Here is a 16,100-nt window from a genome sequence, read left to right as displayed (position 1 = left end):
TCGAATTGCTGCTCGGATGCCTGGGCGCCGACCATGGTGTCGGTGTCCAGCGGGTCGCCACGTTTGATCGACAGGACTTTTTTCATCACCTCTTTCATGAAGTCGTCGTAGATCGACTCCTGTACCAGGGCGCGGGAAGGGCAGGTGCAGACTTCGCCCTGGTTGAAGAACGCCAGCACCAGGCCTTCGGCAGCCTTCTCGATGAAGGATGGTTCGGCCTGCATGATGTCTTCGAAGAAGATGTTCGGTGACTTGCCACCCAGCTCCACGGTGCTCGGAATGATGTTCTCGGCCGCGCATTTCATGATGTGCGAACCGACCGGGGTCGAGCCGGTGAAGGCGATCTTGGCGATGCGCTTACTGGTGGCCAGGGCTTCGCCGGCTTCTTTGCCGAAGCCCTGCACGATGTTCAGCACGCCCGGTGGCAGCAGGTCGCCGATCAGCTCGACCAGCACGGTGATGCCCAGCGGGGTCTGCTCGGCAGGCTTGAGCACCACGCAGTTACCGGCGGCCAGGGCCGGAGCGAGTTTCCAGGCGGCCATCAGGATCGGGAAGTTCCACGGGATGATCTGCCCGACCACGCCCAGGGGTTCATGGATGTGATAGGCCACGGTGTTGCCGTCGATTTCGGCAGCGCTGCCTTCCTGGGCGCGGATGCAACCGGCGAAATAGCGGAAATGGTCGGCGGCCAGCGGGATGTCAGCGTTGAGGGTTTCGCGCACGGCCTTGCCGTTGTCCCAGGATTCGGTGATTGCCAACAGTTCCAGGTTCTGTTCGATACGGTCGGCGATTTTCAGCAGCACCAGCGAACGCGCCTGGGCGGACGTGGCGCCCCAGGCATCGGCGGCCGCGTGGGCAGCGTCCAGGGCTTTGTCGATGTCTTCAGCCGTGGAGCGCGGGAATTCGGCAATCGGTTGGCCATTCACTGGCGAGGTATTGGTGAAGTACTGACCTTTGACAGGCGCGACGAACTCGCCGCCGATGTAATTTCCATATTTGCTCTTGAACGAAACGATAGCGCCTTCAGTACCGGGGTGAGCGTAACGCATGATGGTTTCTCCTTGGGTTCTTGTGCTTATAAGGAAGAGGCGCGTGTGCGCTTGCTTTAAGCGTAGAGCAAAGGTCGGGCCACTGCCTTGCAGGTCAGGTAAATCAAGGCCTTGCGCGATTTTTGTCGGACGGGCGGGAGGCGCCTGTGACGCTTTCGGTACGGTCCCTGTGACACTTTGTACCGGTTCTGGCGCAGCCTGTGACTGAGTGGTCTCGCCAGCATTGCAATGCGGCCTGGGCTGGAGGATGCTCAGACGCTGCATCACCTCTGTAGGAGCTGCCGCAGGCTGCGATCTTTTGATTTTGTTTTTAAGATCAAGATCAAAAGATCGCAGCCTGCGGCAGCTCCTACAGGGAACGTGAACCTTTCGGGGGGAGAATAATAAGAAATGCACGACAACCATTTGAGTCGCCATGCCCAGCAGGTATTGACCGTCACCCAGGGCAAGGCCCACCTGCAGGGGCCTGGTAGCGACCCGTCGATCGCCCGTTCCTGGCTGCGCTGCCTTGAGGACTACCACCTCGACCCAGCCTTGAATATGGCGCCGACGGTGCTGGAACATGGCCGCGTACTGGAAAGTCGCGAACGCTTGCAGCAAGTGCTGCACATCGCCGGCAATGAAATGACCAGCCTGCATCAGCAGCTCTCTGGTGCCGGCCATGCCGTGCTGTTGACCGATGCTCGCGGCGTGATCCTCAATTGCGTGACGGCGCCGGCCGAACGCAAGATTTTCGAGCGCGCCGGCCTCTGGCTGGGTGCAGACTGGAGCGAAGCCTGTGAAGGCACCAACGGCATCGGCACCTGCCTGGTGGAACGCCAGTCGCTGACCATTCATCAGGATGAACATTTTCGCGGGCGGCATACCGGCCTGACCTGCTCGGCCAGCCCGGTATTCGATCCGCACGGCGAGCTGCTGGCCGTACTCGACGTGTCTTCTGCCCGGCACGAGGTATCGCGGCAAAGTCAGTTCCATACCATGGCTTTGGTCAATCTGTCGGCGAAGATGATCGAGAGCTGCTATTTCCTGCGTTGTTTCGATAATCAATGGCTGCTGCGTTTTCATCTGCAGGCCGAGTCCGTCGGCTTGTTCAGCGAAGGGCTGCTGGCGTTTGACGGCGAAGGGCGGATCTGCGCGGTCAATCAGAGCGCACTGAACCTGCTGGGGCATATCCGTGGCGGTTTGCTGGGCAAGCCGGTGGAGGCATTTTTCGACTGCTCGCTGGACGAATTACTCGGCCGCGCGAGCGTCAATGCCAGCGCGAGCTGGCCGCTGCGTACCCGGGACGGGCGCCATCTGTTCGCCGTGTTACGTGGGCAATCGCGAAAAGTCCCGGTACCGTTGGTGCCAGGTCCGGTGGTTGAAGAGCGCCCGAACCTGTCGGGTATCTGCCTGGGTGACCCGGCCTTGCAGGCGGATTTTCGCAAGGCCCTGCGCGTATACGAACGGGACGTGCCATTGCTGATCAACGGCGAAACCGGTTCGGGCAAGGAAGCCTTTGCCAAGGCTGTGCACCATGCCAGCCAGCGCGCGGAAAAAGCCTTCGTCGCCCTCAACTGTGCGGCCATCCCCGAAAGCCTGATCGAGAGCGAGCTGTTCGGTTACCGCGGCGGCAGCTTCACCGGCGCGCGCAAGGAGGGCATGCGCGGCAAGCTGCAGCAGGCCGATGGCGGGACCTTGTTCCTCGATGAAATCGGCGACATGCCCCTGGCCTTGCAGACCCGTTTGTTGCGCGTGCTGGAAGATCGGCAAGTGGTGCCGATCGGTGGCGAGCCGGAATCGGTCAATGTGCGGATCATCAGTGCCACACACCGCAATCTGTTGGAGAGGGTGCAGGACGGCAGTTTTCGCGAGGATCTGTATTACCGCCTCAATGGCTTGGAGGTCGCGTTACCAGCGTTGCGCGAGCGCAGTGATAAATCGCAGTTGCTCGACTACTTGCTGGCCGAAGAGACGCGCGGAGAAACCGTATCGATCGACGGGCCGGCGCGTGAGGCGTTGTTGGGATTTGCCTGGCCGGGCAATGTGCGGCAGATGCGCAATGTGTTGCGTACGCTGGCGGCGTTGTGTGACGGCGGTCGAATCGCGCTGGAGGATCTGCCGGCGATGATTCGTCAGGTGCGGCAAGTGGTCATGCCGAAAATTGAACAGCCCTGCGAGCATCCACTGGAAGATGCCGAGCGCCTGGCGCTGTTGAATGCGCTGGAGCATACGCGCTGGCATATGACGAATACGGCTGAACAGCTTGGGGTCAGTCGCAATACCCTGTACCGAAAATTGCGCAAGCACGGCATCGCCCGGTAATCCGCTGCGTGTCCATTCGCGAGCAGGCTCGCTCCCACAGGATGTTGGGTTGAACCCACAATTCGGGGGCTGACCCAGATCTACCGTGGGAGCGAGCCTGCTCGCGAATGGCGTCATTGAGGACGAAACAAAGGTGCGAATTTTTCCCCCCTAAGCTAACCTGCGGCCATGTTTTACGAGGTCGACTATGCACATTCATATTCTGGGTATCTGCGGCACTTTCATGGGTTCGATGGCAGTCCTGGCCAAAGAGCTCGGCCATCACGTGACCGGCTCCGATGCCAACGTCTACCCGCCAATGAGCACTCAGCTCGAGGCACAGGGTATCGAGTTGACCCAGGGCTACGACCCGGCGCAGCTGGACCCGGCGCCTGACCTGGTGGTCATCGGCAACGCCATGTCGCGAGGCAACCCGGCGGTCGAGTACGTGCTGAACAAAGGCCTGCCCTATGTCTCCGGTCCGCAATGGCTGGCCGACCACGTGCTGCAAGGTCGCTGGGTACTGGCGGTAGCCGGTACGCATGGCAAGACCACCACCAGCAGCATGCTCGCCTGGGTGCTGGAGCACGCAGGCATGAGCCCGGGTTTCCTGATCGGCGGTGTACCGCAAAACTTCTCGGTGTCGGCGCGCCTGGGCGACACGCCGTTTTTCGTGATCGAAGCCGATGAATACGACAGCGCGTTCTTCGACAAGCGCTCCAAGTTCGTTCACTACCGTCCGCGCACGGCCATCCTGAACAACCTGGAGTTCGACCACGCCGATATCTTCCCGGATCTGCCGGCGATCGAGCGCCAGTTCCATCATCTGGTGCGGACCATCCCGAGCGAAGGCCTGGTGATTCATCCGACCACCGAGCCGGCCTTGCTGCGCGTCATCGAGATGGGTTGCTGGACCCCGGTGCAAACCACCGGTGCGGGCGGGCAATGGCAGGTCAAGCTGCTCAGCGACGATGGCTCGCAGTTCGAAGTGATGTTCGAAGGCGTCGCTCAAGGCGTGGTCGAGTGGGACATGACTGGCCAGCACAACGTGGCCAACGCATTGGCCACGTTGGCCGCGGCGCGCCATGTTGGCGTGGCGCCGGCCCTGGGCATTGCCGCCTTGAGCGCGTTCAAGAGCGTGAAGCGACGGATGGAAAAAGTCGCCGAGGTGCGTGGCATCACCATCTATGACGACTTCGCCCACCACCCGACGGCCATTGCCACCACGCTCGACGGCCTGCGCAAGCGCATTGGCGATGCGCCGTTGATTGCGATCATCGAACCGCGCTCCAACTCCATGAAGCTTGGCGCGCACCGTGACGGTTTGCCGGAGAGCGTCGTCGATGCCGACCAGGTGATCTGGTATGCACCGGCCAATCTCGGCTGGGATCTGGCAGGCACCGCCGCACTGTGCACGGTACCGTCGATAGTCAGCAACTCGCTGGAAGGTATCATTGAACGGGTCAAGAGCCAGGCCCAGCCAGGCACCCACGTGGTGATCATGAGCAACGGCGGCTTCGGCGGCCTGCACGGCAAGCTGGCCGAGGCGCTCAAATGAGCAACGGTCCCGATCGCATCACGCTGGCGATGACCGGCGCTTCCGGCGCCCAGTACGGCTTGCGCCTGCTCGATTGCCTGGTGCGCGAAGACCGCGAAGTGCACTTCCTGATTTCCAAGGCCGCGCAACTGGTGATGGCTACCGAAACCGACGTCACGTTGCCGCCCAAGCCACAGGCGATGCAAGCCTTCCTTACCGAGTACACCGGTGCCGCCGCCGGGCAGATTCGGGTCTACGGCAAGGAAGACTGGATGTCGCCGGTGGCCTCGGGCTCCGGCGCGCCGGCGGCAATGGTGGTAGTGCCATGCTCTACCGGGACGCTGTCGGCCATCGCGACGGGAGCCTGCAACAACCTGATCGAGCGTGCCGCCGATGTGACGCTCAAGGAGCGCCGCCAGTTGATCCTGGTGCCGCGTGAAGCGCCATATTCAAGCATTCACCTGGAGCACATGCTCAAGCTGTCGAACATGGGGGTGACGATTTTGCCGGCATCGCCGGGTTTCTATCATCAGCCACAAACCATCGACGACCTGATCGATTTCGTCGTGGCGCGGATCCTCAATCTGCTGAGCATTCCCCAGGACATGCTGCCACGGTGGGGTGAATATCATCTGAGCAGCGATGAATAAGCTGCTGGTGATTGTGCTGGCGCTACAGCTGGCGGGATGTGCCACGGCGCGTACGCTGGATGCTGCCAAGCCGGGAGCGCCAGTGGTCTACTCCGGGACGCGGCTGGATTGGTATGCGCTCAATGGCGGCTGCTGCGCGATGGACCGTTTTGGTGCCGAGGCACCGAGCTATCCGGGTGTAGATCTGCCGGCCAGCGCGTTGCTGGACACGCTGTTGCTGCCGTTGTCGTTGCTGACGGTGATCGGGGTGAGTTTCCAGGCAACCGGCGGGTTGTAAAGACAAAAGATCGCCGCCCTGTAGTTGCTACCGAAGGCTGCGATCTTTTGATCTATTTCCCCAACTTCCTCAACTCATCCGACTCGACAATCCGCACCCCATCCTGCTCCTCCAGAGCGAGGCGCCACATCGCGCGGGCCAGTTGGCAGGCTTCTATGCCTCGGTATTTGCCGGGAATCAGTTTCGACAAAGGCCCGGCGAACTGCTCGCCCAGGCGTGGTTCAGTGCGTTCGCCCAGCAGCAACGATGGACGGCAGATGGTCAACTGTGGCCAATTCTGCGCGCGCAATGCATGTTCCATCTCGCCTTTGACCCGGTTGTAGAAAATCGAGGATCTGCGATCGGCTCCCAGGGCGCTGATAACGATCAGGTGCCGGGCACCCATCTCCCGAGCACGTTTGGCGAAAGCCACCACCATGTCCAGGTCCACCGCGCGAAACGCCTCCTCCGAGCCGGCCTGTTTGATGGTAGTGCCCAGGCAGCAGTAGGCGATGTCAACGCGGCCGTTCAATTGCGGCAGAAACTCAGAAGGATCGCCCACCGGATTTTCCAAGTGGGGATGCTCGGCCAGTGGCCGGCGTGAAGGGGCCAATACTCGCGATATCGTTGGCTCGTTGAGCAAGCGATCAAGTAAGTGTTCACCGGTTAATCCGGTGGCTCCGGCAAGCAACACGTGCTGAGGCGTCAAGTACATAGTGTTTCTCCCTTGATACTGTTCAGCTTAGTTGTTCTTTGCATCCTTGTTGTCAATGGAAACACTTTGCAGGGCTTTTCTTGCCTGCTGCCTGCGTAACAGTTGCCAGTGCGAGAGCACGGTTTTAGGCGCCCAGATCTGCGGTTCGGAGGCTTCGAAATTGTCCGCCAGCTCGCGCTCGGCAACGGTGGCCTTGGCCAGTTTGAAGGCTTGCTCCAGGTCATCGGTCTGGTTCAGTGCCCGGGCAAACAGGGCATCGCCGAAGTAGGTGAAGTTGGCTTCTTCGGAACAACCGAAAGACACGCGGTCAGCGCGCGAGGCGGTCATGATCAGGGTGCGTTCGTCTTTCAGGGCGGGGATGAAACCGCCGGAGTAGCAGGACGAAATCACGATGATCTTGTCGCGGTTTTTCAGTGGGGCCAGGACGGCGGCCAGCTCGTCGGCCGGCAGATCGGCCAGTTCCATGCGCGGCTGGTCGAGCACCAGTTCGTGCTCGCTGGTGCCGTGACTGGTCAGGTAGATGAAAATCAGGTCTTCCGGGCCACTGCGTTCGGCCAGCGTCACGGCGGAGCGCCTCAGGTTCTCGCGGGTTGCCATCGGCCGGTCGCCGAGGTGGTCGCGATGGTTCACCAGGCGGATTTGGCCATAGGCACCGAAACGGCTGGTGAGCATGTTCGCGACATAGTCCGATTCACGCAGGAAAACACTCTGCTTGCCATCGCCGCCAAGGGTCAGGGTGTACAGCTCCACCGCCGGGGTTGAGGCTGGAACGTTGGTAAACGCTTCTTCGAGCAAGCGTCCCTGGGCCAGCAGACCCAGCTCGAGGGTGTCTGGCAGTAATTTGCCTTCGGCGTCGCGCACGCGCTGGCCGTTGATCCAGGTGCCACTGAGTACGGCGCCGTCGGTGAGGACCAGGGTGCCGCGTCCGGAATAAGTGTCATTGTCGAATTGCCCGGTATAGAAACTACCGTCGGCCAGGTTCAAGCGACCTTGGCCGCTGAAGCGCCAGTCACTGAAGTGGCCGATGTAGTGGCTGCCGTCGGCGCCGATCAATTCGCCCTTGCCGTTGAGCGAGCCTTCCTTGAATTGACCCAGCCATACGTCGCCATCGGCATTTTCATAACGGCCCTTGCCGTGCAATTGGTTGTTTTTGAACCCGCCGACATACATGTCGCCTTCCGCACTGTTGAAGGTTCCGTTACCTTCCAGCTGGCCGTCGACGAAGTGTCCGGTGAATTGATTGCCGCTGCCGTCGCTGCGTTGGCCCTCACCGTTGGGCTTGCCGTGGGCGAATTGACCCTGATAGGCACTGCCATCTTCGAGTTCCAGGCGACCGAGCCCTGAAAATTGATCGGCCTTGAATTCGCCGCGGTAGAGCATGCCGTTTTCTTTGAGGGTGCCTTCGCCGTCGCGACGGCCAAGCTTGAAACCGCCGTTGTAGCTGCCGGCGTTGGTGGTCAGGGTTCCCTGGCCGTCAAACAAGCCTTGCTTGAACTGGCCGCGATAAACCTCGCCATTGCTGCCGTGCCACTCACCCTGGCCATGCCATTGGCCCTGGTCGAACTCGCCGGCATACCAGCTGCCGTTCGGGTAATCGATACGGCCCTGGCCCTGCAGCAATCCGTTGACCAGGTCTCCGCGATAGCGTCCGCCGTCCGGCAGGCGGGCGTCCGCGGGCAATAGCGATTCGCCGTCGCCGCAAGCGGTGAGCATCAGGGTCAAGGCGAGGAGTGCAAGTGGGCGCATAGCGGGTTCCGGGCAATTAGGCGACCGAGTATGCCGCAGCCATGTGTCCATATACAGCCGGTAGAAAAGCATCTGGTGCGAAACAGCGTGTGCTGCTTCGCACCGACAGGGCTTACACGAAGCAGAGTGACAGGGATTCGGCGACGTACGCCGGTTTGTCCATGCCTTCGATTTCCAGTGTGGCGATGGCCTTGAGCAGCAGTTGCCCGGGTTTTTTCTCGGTGACCTCGGACAGTTCGACCTTGAGGCGCACCTTCGAATCGACCTTGACCGGCTGAATGAAACGCACGCTATCCAGGCCGTAGTTGACCACCATCTTCAAGCCTTCGGGCATGACGAGGATGTCTTCCATCAATTTTGGAATCAGCGACAGTGAAAGGAAACCATGGGCGATGGTGCTGCCAAATGGCGTTTGCGCGGCTTTGGCCGGGTCGACATGGATGAACTGGAAGTCCCCTGTGGCTTCGGCGAACAGGTTGATGCGTTCCTGATCGATGGTGAGCCATTCGGAACATCCGAGTTCCTTGCCGACATAATCTTTGAGCTCTGCAACAGGTACAAAGGGCATTGAGACTCTCCTTGGGTTCATCGGTTTTATAGTTTTTAGGTGGGGGGATTTGACCTCCCGGATTACCACTTTAGATCACCATGGCAAAACGCCGCGGTCAACTGACCATGCTTATGGCGAATGCCGATCCATAGCGCAAGCGTGCTTATAATGCGTCGGCCAATGCGGGTGACGGATTTTGCGGGGGATCATTGATGTTGTTACGTGGCCTGACCTGGCTGGTGCTGTTCCAATTGCTCGGCACCGCGACCAACCATTTGTTTTTACCCTTCCTGCCGGGGCCGATTATCGGTCTGCTGCTGTTACTGATATTTCTGATCGGGCGTGGCCAGGTTGGCGAACCGTTGAACCTTGCCGCCAGCAGCCTGCTGCGCTACCTGCCGTTATTGCTGGTGCCGCCGGCCGTGGGGGTGATGGTGTACGCCGCTGACATCGCCGCCGATTTCTGGGCGATTGTCGGGGCGCTGGTGTTGTCATTGTTGCTGTCGATGGCGTTCGCAGGCGTCCTCATGCAGCGCATGGTCAAGCGCCATGTCCATCCTGAGGAAGGCCAATGATCCTTGACTGGCACGGCGCCTGGGCGTCAGTGATTCATCATCCGTTGTTTGGTATCGGCATCACGCTCGGTGCCTATCAGCTGGTACTGGCAGCGTTCGAGAAAACCCGCTGGATCTTTTTGCAGCCCGTGCTGGTCTCCATGTTGCTGGTGATCGGCGTGCTGGTGGGCTGCGGCCTGACCTACGCCGAGTACCGCAAGAGCACTGAGATCCTGAGTATTCTGCTCGGCCCCGCGACGGTCGCGTTGGCGGTGCCGCTTTACCTCAATCTACGGCGGATTCGACAGTTGTTCTGGCCGATATTTACTACGCTGGTGATAGGTGGTGTGGTCGCCACCTGCTTGGGAGTGCTGTTGGGCTGGTGGTTCGGGGCCGAACACATGATCCTGATGACCATGGCGCCGAAATCGGTAACATCGCCTATCGCCATGCTGGTGGCCGAGCAGATTGGTGGTGTCGCCGCGCTGGCGGCAGTGTTCGTCTTGATCACTGGAGTGATCGGGGCGATCTTCGGTCCGAGTCTGTTGACCCGGCTCGGTGTCCACAGTCCAGAGGCTCGCGGCATGGCACTGGGCATGACCGCCCACGCGGTGGGCACTGCGGTAGCGATGCAGGAAAGTGACGAATGCGGCGCCTTCGCGGCGCTGGCGATGAGTTTGATGGGCGTGGCCACGGCGGTATTCCTGCCGTTGGCGGTGTCGATGGTGGTGTAAGGAATATGTCTATGAGTCTGCCGCTTTTTCCGCTGAACACGGTGCTGTTTCCTGGTTGCATCCTCGACCTGCAGATCTTCGAGGCGCGTTACCTGGACATGATCGGTCGCTGCATGAAACAGGGCGGCGGCTTCGGCGTGGTGTGCATCCTTGAAGGAAGTGAAGTCGGTATCGCGCCGCATGGCTTTGCCATGGTCGGTTGTGAAGCGCGTATCACCGATTTTCAGCAGCAGGACAACGGCCTGCTGGGTATTCGGGTTGAGGGCGGGCGACGGTTCAAAGTGTTGTCCACCGAAGTCCAGCGCGACCAGTTGATCCTTGCCGAAGTCGAATGGCTGGAAGACGAGCCCGAGCAACCACTGCAGGACGAAGATGCCGACCTGGTGGCCTTGCTCAAGGCCCTGGCCGAACATCCAATGGTCGAAGCACTGAACATGGGCACCGAAGCGGCAGGGCAGCAATCACTGGCCAACCAGCTGGCGTACCTGCTGCCCTTCGCCGAAGTGGACAAGATCGACCTGTTGCAACTCGATGATCCGCAGCAGCGGCTGGATGCGATTCAGGCGTTGCTGGATGAGTTGCAGGGCGAGTTGTTTGCCTGAAGTTCGCTCAGGTCACTTGGACAAACCTGTAGGCGCGATCATGCTCGTTCCTACCCTAATACGCGTACCGCAGCATCGTATGTGGCAAATGCCTCAATACGAAGAACCCGAACAATGCCACCAGTGACGGCAGCACCAGCCACCAGACTTTTGGCGGCATGGCGTTCAGCGAGGTCTGGCGTTGGCTGAGCCACAGGCTCGCGGCGCAGACGCACGATGCCAGCATCGCTCCTGCCAGCACATCCGTCGGCCAGTGTGCGCCGAGGTAAACCCGCGACAGGGAAATTGCCAGCGCCGGCAGGCACGCCACCAATAGCCAGGTCAGGCGCATGCGCGGCGGTTGTCCGCGGCCGGCCAGTACGGCGAGGGTCAGGAACAGCGCAAATGACCCGGAGGCGTGGCCGCTGGGCATGCTGTAGCTGGTCAGCGGGTCGCTCAATACTTCCGGGCGCACGCGGGCAAAGAAGTGTTTGGTCAGGGTGTTGCCCATCGCGGTGCAAAGCAGGGTGGTGCCGGCGAAGATCAGCTGTCGCCATTGCCGCGTAATCAACAGCAGGACCACCAGCAAGGCGCTGAAGATCAGCATGTTGCGGAATTCGCCGATGAGGGTGAAGACCACCGCCACTTCATCGAGCATCGGGCTGCGGTGTTCCTGTACCAGGGTCATCACGCCCTGGTCGAGCGCATTCAGATGCGGATAGCCGATAAACAGGCCCGCCAGAATCAGCAAGCTCATGCCGGCAATGAACACCGTGGCCTTGCGATGGCGGCGCAGGCTGCTGGTAGCGCTAAGCCCGATCATGAGCGTAATGCTGCCGGCAACGATGCCGGCTTCAGGCCAGAAGCCTTCGGGCAGCGGCAGGCGAATCGCCGCGCCCGTGGCCCATCCCGGTAGCAGGTACGCCACCGACCAACCCGCACCGGCTAGCAGGCTGACCGCAAAGAACCGTGGGAATGGCATGTCGAACATCCCGGCGACCATCGGTAACATGGGGCGCAAGGGGCCGATGAAGCGTCCGACCAGCAGGCTGGCGATGCCATAGCGCTGGAAATACGCCTCGGCCCCGGCAATCCATTCCGGGTGATGGCGCAAGCCGGGCAGGCGCCGGATGTTCTGATGGAAGTGCCGGCCGAGGAAATACGAGACCACGTCGCCCAGTACACCGGCGAGAAACCCCAGCAGCAGCGTTTCACTCAGCGACAGCGCGCCGCTGCCGGCCAGTACCGCCACGGCGAACAGCAATACCGTGCCCGGCACGATCAGGCCGGCGATCGCCAGGCACTCGACAAAGGCCACGATAAATACCGCTGCCGCCAACCATTGCGGGTTGACCGTCAACCAATCGGTCACGCTATCGAGCCATGGGCCCATAAAAACAACTCCATTGAATTCAAGTGGCCCTTGGCGGGCGAACAAAATCTACACAACACCACAAACCTCTGTAGGAGCTGCCGCAGGCTGCGATCTTTTGATCTTGACCCTTTAAAAGCAAAAGATCGCAGCCTGCGGCAGCTCCTACAGGGACCGGGCTCACAGCAGGATGTAGTCGCGACCTTCGACCTGGCCTCGCCGCAGCGGGTTCCGGGTGCAATAGGCGGCATAGGCCGCGTCAACGAAGCGGTACATCAGGTGTTCGTCGCGCCCATGGGGAATGCCCAGGCGCGTAGCCTGGATAACATGGGCGGGCGTCTGGCCGACGTCTTCCACCAGCAGCACCTCATGGTCGAAGCGCTTGGCGTCCCAGACCGGCACTTTCAGGCCCAGTGCCTTGCACAGCAGCGTTTGCCCTGCGCAAAGCTTTTGCGACGGGCGAGGGTGGCCCTGGGCGTCGGGGTTGTTCAGCAGCATCTGCGCCAGGCTCGAAGGTCCGCTCAGTTCATCGACCCAAGGGTAGGCGGACTTGATCAGCACTGCGTTACCCGGGCCCTGGGCGCTGAAGTTCAGCGAGTCGCCCCCGCGGGCGTAATACATATAGATGTGCCCGCCATCCAGAAACAAAGCCTTACGCTTTTCCGTATAGCCGAGGGACGCGTGGCTGCCTTTTTCTGCGCAATAGTAGGCTTCTGTCTCGATGATCCGCGCGCTGAGCCACAGATCGCCGACCCGATGACGGATGACTTTGCCCAGCAAGTCGCGGGCTAGAATTTGCGCGTCGCGGTCGAAAAACGCGTCTGGGAGGCCCTTGGGCAGGCTCGCGGAGGGCACATGAACAGGCAAATTGGACATGGTGGGCAGCGTTTATCAAGGCTGAGTGAGTCGCGATGATAACAATTTGCGGCTTAATCCCGGCTGAACGTCGGCAAATTGCCCTCGATTTCGACCATCCGCCCGTCACCGCTGTTAGTCGGCGGACGCGACAGCTATAATCTGCCGCTTTACTCTTTACCAAGACCTAATCAAAGACCACTCCAGACCATGACTGAGTCCGTTCTTGACTACATGACCCGTTTGGGTCGCGCCGCCCGCGAGGCTTCCCGCGTCATCGGCCGTGCCAGTACCGCGCAGAAGAACCGCGCGTTGCAGGCCGCTGCCAATGCGCTGGATGCTGCCCGCGGCGAATTGACCGCTGCCAATGAGCTGGACTTGGCGGCTGGCCGCGCCAATGGTCTGGAACCGGCCCTGCTCGAGCGCCTGGCGCTGACCCCGGCGCGAATCGACGGCATGATCGTAGGCCTGCGACAAGTCGCGGCGCTGCCCGATCCGGTCGGTGCGATTCGCGATATGAGCTATCGTCCGTCGGGTATCCAGGTGGGCAAGATGCGCGTACCGCTGGGCGTGATCGGGATCATCTACGAATCGCGACCTAATGTGACCATCGATGCCGCCAGCCTGTGCCTGAAATCCGGCAACGCGACCATCCTGCGCGGCGGCTCCGAAGCCATTCATTCCAACCGTGCCATCGCCGCCTGCATCCAGCGCGGCCTGGCCGAGGCCGATTTGCCGGCCGCCGTGGTGCAAGTGGTCGAAACCACCGATCGCGCTGCCGTCGGCGCCCTGATCAGCATGCCTGAATTCGTCGACGTCATCGTGCCCCGTGGTGGCCGTGGCCTGATCGAGCGCGTCAGTCGTGACGCCCGAGTGCCGGTGATCAAGCATCTGGACGGTATCTGCCACGTTTACGTGGGCGAGCACGCCGATCTGGCGAAGGCCCAGCGCATCGCATTCAACGCCAAAACCTACCGTTATGGCATCTGTGGTGCTATGGAAACGCTGCTGGTCGATCAAACCGTTGCGAAAGATTTCTTGCCGACGATGGCTGCCCAGTTCCGCGAAAAAGGCGTCGAACTGCGCGGCTGCGAACGCTCCCGGGCAATCATTGATGCCCTGCCGGCCACGCAAGAGGACTGGAGCACCGAGTATCTGGCGCCCATCCTGTCGATCCGCGTGGTCGATGGGCTTGACCAGGCCATCGAGCACATTAACCATTACGGCTCCCATCACACCGATTCGATTGTCAGCGAACACCAGGGCGACACCCGGCGTTTTGTGGCTGAAGTCGATTCTTCGTCGGTGATGATCAACACCCCGACCTGCTTCGCCGATGGCTTTGAATACGGATTGGGTGCCGAGATCGGCATTTCTACTGATAAGCTGCACGCCCGCGGCCCGGTCGGTCTCGAAGGTTTGACCTGCGAGAAGTACGTGGTAGTGGGTGATGGCCAGTTGCGCGGACAGGAGCCGGCCTGACTTGGGCGACTTCGACCCGTCAGCCCCGGTAACCGCCAGCGCGCCTCGACCCAGACGCATCGGCGTACTGGGCGGGACCTTCGACCCGGTGCACATCGGCCATTTGCGTGGTGCGCTGGAAGTCGCCGAAACCCTGGCGCTCGATGAGCTGCGCCTGACGCCAAATGCCCGGCCACCCCACCGGGGTACGCCGCAGGTATCGGCCAAGGACCGGCTGGCGATGGTCAAGTGCGCGGTAGCCGGAGTGGCACCGCTGGTGGTGGACGCCCGCGAATTGCAGCGGGACAAGCCGTCCTACACCATTGATACCCTGGAGTCGATGCGCGCCGAAATGCCCGCCGAGACCCAGGTTTTTCTGCTTTTGGGCTGGGACGCATTTTGCGGCCTGCCCACTTGGCACCGCTGGGAAGAGTTGCTCCAGCATTGCCATATCCTGGTGTTGCAACGCCCGGATGCCGACAGCGAACCGCCGGATGCCTTGCGCAACCTGCTGGCAGCGCGCTCGGTGAGCGACCCGCTGGCCCTCAAAGGGTCGAGCGGACAGATTGCATTCGTCTGGCAGACGCCGCTCGCGGTATCCGCCACCCAGATCCGTCAACTGCTGGCCAGCGGTAAGTCGGTACGTTTCCTGGTGCCCGACGCGGTCCTGGCCTACATCGATGCGCACGGGCTTTACCGTGCGTCGAACTGAATAGGAGTGCCTCAAGGCACGTGGCAACAACGTGTATTGAAGCGCCCGAACATACGAGCAAAACGAGTTTTATATGACGAACAACGACGTAAACAAAGTTAAGCGCAAAGGCACGTTCAAGAGCGCCCCGCTGCCTGAGAAGGTCCTGGCAGCCGAGCCGCCAAAAGGCGACGAGCTGGTCAAGATCGCCGTCGCTGCCCTGGAAGACGTCAAGGCCCAGGACGTGCTGGTCATCGACGTTCGCGACAAGCAGAGCATCACCGACTACATGATCATCGCCACCGGTACTTCCAACCGCCAGATCGGCGCGATGCTGGACAAGGTCCGCGAAGCGGTCAAGGCCCTGGGCATCAAGCCACTGGGTGAAGAAGGCAAGGGCGACAGCGACTGGGTCCTGTTGGACATGGACGACGTGATCGTCCACATGATGACCTCCAATGCCCGCCAGTTCTACGACCTGGAGCGCTTGTGGAAAGGTGCCGAGCAGAGCCGTGCCGCCGATGGCAAGCACCACAGCCCTGAAGTTGGTCACGAGCATTTCACCAAGCTCAACAAAGACCAGGAATAAGGAACGGCTGTGCGACTGCGACTGATCGCCGTCGGTTCACGCATGCCCAAATGGGTGGAAGAAGGCTGGCATGAGTATGCCAAGCGTCTTCCGTCCGAGTTGGCGCTGGAACTGGTGGAAATACCGCTCAATACCCGTGGCAAGAACGCCGACGTGGCGCGCTTCATCCGTCAGGAAGGCGAAGCCATGCTGGCCAAGGTCGGGCCCAATGAGCGCGTTGTCACCCTCGAAGTCCACGGCAAGCCCTGGAGCACCGAGCAGCTGGCGGTCGAGCTCGATCGCTGGCGGCTGGATTCGCGCACGGTGAATTTCATGGTCGGCGGCCCTGAGGGGTTGGCGCCGGAAGTCTGCGCCCGTGCCGATCAGCGCTGGTCGCTATCACCGCTGACGTTGCCGCACCCGTTGGTGCGAATCCTGATCGGCGAGCAGCTGTATCGTGCCTGGACAGTGTTGTCCGGCCACCCTTACCACAAGTAG

At 61.0% G+C, this 16,100-nt stretch carries 17 protein-coding genes; 11 read left to right on the top strand and 6 right to left on the bottom strand.

The annotated features are described in order from the left end of the window. The coding region (locus CGA21_RS13995; RefSeq protein ID WP_188264373.1) for an aldehyde dehydrogenase family protein at positions 1 to 1,049 on the bottom strand (1,049 nt) is incomplete at its 3' end. A 390-nt stretch (positions 1,050 to 1,439) separates the two neighbouring features. On the opposite strand from CGA21_RS13995, the gene CGA21_RS13990 reads away from it, so the two are divergent. The 4 genes from CGA21_RS13990 to CGA21_RS13975 all read left to right on the top strand — a co-directional run bounded on the left by CGA21_RS13990 (position 1,440) and on the right by CGA21_RS13975 (position 5,796). Further along, positions 1,440 to 3,353, top strand: coding sequence for a sigma-54-dependent Fis family transcriptional regulator (locus tag CGA21_RS13990; RefSeq protein ID WP_188264372.1), 1,914 nt, complete (start codon positions 1,440 to 1,442; stop codon positions 3,351 to 3,353). Positions 3,354 to 3,540: 187 nt separating this feature from the next. Next, a complete protein-coding gene (gene mpl / locus CGA21_RS13985) occupies positions 3,541 to 4,890 on the top strand; it encodes a UDP-N-acetylmuramate:L-alanyl-gamma-D-glutamyl-meso-diaminopimelate ligase (protein WP_188264371.1) in 1,350 nt (449 codons plus the stop codon). After that, complete coding sequence (gene ubiX, locus CGA21_RS13980) at positions 4,887 to 5,519, top strand: flavin prenyltransferase UbiX (RefSeq protein ID WP_020798771.1); 633 nt, start codon at positions 4,887 to 4,889, stop codon at positions 5,517 to 5,519. The genes mpl and ubiX overlap by 4 nt, the downstream gene beginning before the upstream one ends. Continuing rightward, positions 5,512 to 5,796, top strand: a complete 285-nt coding sequence (locus CGA21_RS13975) for a YceK/YidQ family lipoprotein (protein WP_020798770.1) — start codon at positions 5,512 to 5,514, stop codon at positions 5,794 to 5,796. The genes ubiX and CGA21_RS13975 overlap by 8 nt, the downstream gene beginning before the upstream one ends. 52 nt (positions 5,797 to 5,848) lie before the next feature. Here the strand turns inward: CGA21_RS13975 and CGA21_RS13970 are convergent, their stop codons facing one another. From CGA21_RS13970 to CGA21_RS13960, 3 genes are all read right to left on the bottom strand, one after another. Beyond that, positions 5,849 to 6,490, bottom strand: a complete 642-nt coding sequence (locus tag CGA21_RS13970; RefSeq protein ID WP_033045415.1) for an oxidoreductase — start codon at positions 6,488 to 6,490, stop codon at positions 5,849 to 5,851. 27 nt (positions 6,491 to 6,517) lie between these two features. Then, on the bottom strand, positions 6,518 to 8,236 hold the full coding sequence (locus CGA21_RS13965) for a C13 family peptidase (RefSeq protein WP_110750882.1): 1,719 nt from the start codon (positions 8,234 to 8,236) through the stop codon (positions 6,518 to 6,520). Between the two features lie 112 nt (positions 8,237 to 8,348). Beyond that, entirely contained in the window at positions 8,349 to 8,804 is a 456-nt protein-coding gene (locus CGA21_RS13960; protein WP_110750884.1) for a MaoC family dehydratase, read from the bottom strand. Between the two features lie 194 nt (positions 8,805 to 8,998). On the opposite strand from CGA21_RS13960, the gene CGA21_RS13955 reads away from it, so the two are divergent. From CGA21_RS13955 to CGA21_RS13945, 3 genes are read left to right on the top strand one after another with little or no spacing between them, the layout of a single operon-like run. Then, a complete protein-coding gene (locus tag CGA21_RS13955) occupies positions 8,999 to 9,361 on the top strand; it encodes a CidA/LrgA family protein (RefSeq protein ID WP_110750885.1) in 363 nt (120 codons plus the stop codon). Continuing rightward, positions 9,358 to 10,074, top strand: coding sequence for an LrgB family protein (locus tag CGA21_RS13950; RefSeq protein WP_110750887.1), 717 nt, complete (start codon positions 9,358 to 9,360; stop codon positions 10,072 to 10,074). Before CGA21_RS13955 ends, CGA21_RS13950 begins: the two co-directional genes overlap by 4 nt. 11 nt (positions 10,075 to 10,085) lie before the next feature. Beyond that, positions 10,086 to 10,676 carry an LON peptidase substrate-binding domain-containing protein gene (locus CGA21_RS13945; RefSeq protein WP_110750889.1) on the top strand — a complete coding sequence of 197 codons (591 nt, stop codon included), beginning with the start codon at positions 10,086 to 10,088 and terminating at the stop codon, positions 10,674 to 10,676. A 55-nt stretch (positions 10,677 to 10,731) separates the two neighbouring features. Here CGA21_RS13945 and CGA21_RS13940 read toward each other — a convergent pair whose 3' ends face one another. Next, the gene (locus CGA21_RS13940; protein ID WP_110750891.1) at positions 10,732 to 12,048 is read right to left on the bottom strand and encodes a bifunctional DedA family/phosphatase PAP2 family protein; all 1,317 of its coding nucleotides are present in this window, start codon (positions 12,046 to 12,048) and stop codon (positions 10,732 to 10,734) included. Between the two features lie 159 nt (positions 12,049 to 12,207). Then, positions 12,208 to 12,903 (bottom strand): DNA-3-methyladenine glycosylase, encoded by a 696-nt coding sequence (locus tag CGA21_RS13935; RefSeq protein WP_188264370.1) that lies wholly within the window; start codon positions 12,901 to 12,903, stop codon positions 12,208 to 12,210. Positions 12,904 to 13,092: 189 nt separating this feature from the next. On the opposite strand from CGA21_RS13935, the gene CGA21_RS13930 reads away from it, so the two are divergent. The 4 genes from CGA21_RS13930 (at position 13,093) to rlmH (ending at position 16,100) form a co-directional block, all read left to right on the top strand. Beyond that, positions 13,093 to 14,364: a glutamate-5-semialdehyde dehydrogenase gene (locus CGA21_RS13930; RefSeq protein WP_110750895.1), complete on the top strand. Its 1,272-nt coding sequence runs from the start codon at positions 13,093 to 13,095 to the stop codon at positions 14,362 to 14,364. Next, positions 14,333 to 15,055, top strand: coding sequence for a nicotinate-nucleotide adenylyltransferase (gene nadD / locus CGA21_RS13925; protein WP_033044782.1), 723 nt, complete (start codon positions 14,333 to 14,335; stop codon positions 15,053 to 15,055). The genes CGA21_RS13930 and nadD overlap by 32 nt, the downstream gene beginning before the upstream one ends. A gap of 73 nt (positions 15,056 to 15,128) precedes the next feature. Then, positions 15,129 to 15,623 (top strand): ribosome silencing factor, encoded by a 495-nt coding sequence (rsfS, locus tag CGA21_RS13920; protein ID WP_020798760.1) that lies wholly within the window; start codon positions 15,129 to 15,131, stop codon positions 15,621 to 15,623. A 9-nt stretch (positions 15,624 to 15,632) separates the two neighbouring features. Then, a complete protein-coding gene (gene rlmH / locus CGA21_RS13915; RefSeq protein WP_007937439.1) occupies positions 15,633 to 16,100 on the top strand; it encodes a 23S rRNA (pseudouridine(1915)-N(3))-methyltransferase RlmH in 468 nt (155 codons plus the stop codon).

The organism is Pseudomonas sp. PSB11 (assembly GCF_014596605.1).
GTDB classification, from domain to species: Bacteria; Pseudomonadota; Gammaproteobacteria; order Pseudomonadales; family Pseudomonadaceae; genus Aquipseudomonas; species Aquipseudomonas umsongensis.
This window is presented reverse-complemented; position numbering and strand designations above follow the sequence as displayed.

What these genes read in the sequence shown, in the direction of transcription:
- CGA21_RS13990 (WP_188264372.1), top strand. Translation starts at nt 1,440, where the DNA reads ATGCACGACAACCATTTGAGTCGCCATGCCCAGCAGGTATTGACCGTC.
- mpl (WP_188264371.1), top strand. Translation starts at nt 3,541, where the DNA reads ATGCACATTCATATTCTGGGTATCTGCGGCACTTTCATGGGTTCGATG.
- ubiX (WP_020798771.1), top strand. Translation starts at nt 4,887, where the DNA reads ATGAGCAACGGTCCCGATCGCATCACGCTGGCGATGACCGGCGCTTCC.
- CGA21_RS13975 (WP_020798770.1), top strand. Translation starts at nt 5,512, where the DNA reads ATGAATAAGCTGCTGGTGATTGTGCTGGCGCTACAGCTGGCGGGATGT.
- CGA21_RS13970 (WP_033045415.1), bottom strand. Translation starts at nt 6,490, where the DNA reads ATGTACTTGACGCCTCAGCACGTGTTGCTTGCCGGAGCCACCGGATTA.
- CGA21_RS13965 (WP_110750882.1), bottom strand. Translation starts at nt 8,236, where the DNA reads ATGCGCCCACTTGCACTCCTCGCCTTGACCCTGATGCTCACCGCTTGC.
- CGA21_RS13960 (WP_110750884.1), bottom strand. Translation starts at nt 8,804, where the DNA reads ATGCCCTTTGTACCTGTTGCAGAGCTCAAAGATTATGTCGGCAAGGAA.
- CGA21_RS13955 (WP_110750885.1), top strand. Translation starts at nt 8,999, where the DNA reads ATGTTGTTACGTGGCCTGACCTGGCTGGTGCTGTTCCAATTGCTCGGC.
- CGA21_RS13950 (WP_110750887.1), top strand. Translation starts at nt 9,358, where the DNA reads ATGATCCTTGACTGGCACGGCGCCTGGGCGTCAGTGATTCATCATCCG.
- CGA21_RS13945 (WP_110750889.1), top strand. Translation starts at nt 10,086, where the DNA reads ATGAGTCTGCCGCTTTTTCCGCTGAACACGGTGCTGTTTCCTGGTTGC.
- CGA21_RS13940 (WP_110750891.1), bottom strand. Translation starts at nt 12,048, where the DNA reads ATGGGCCCATGGCTCGATAGCGTGACCGATTGGTTGACGGTCAACCCG.
- CGA21_RS13935 (WP_188264370.1), bottom strand. Translation starts at nt 12,903, where the DNA reads ATGTCCAATTTGCCTGTTCATGTGCCCTCCGCGAGCCTGCCCAAGGGC.
- CGA21_RS13930 (WP_110750895.1), top strand. Translation starts at nt 13,093, where the DNA reads ATGACTGAGTCCGTTCTTGACTACATGACCCGTTTGGGTCGCGCCGCC.
- nadD (WP_033044782.1), top strand. Translation starts at nt 14,333, where the DNA reads ATGGCCAGTTGCGCGGACAGGAGCCGGCCTGACTTGGGCGACTTCGAC.
- rsfS (WP_020798760.1), top strand. Translation starts at nt 15,129, where the DNA reads ATGACGAACAACGACGTAAACAAAGTTAAGCGCAAAGGCACGTTCAAG.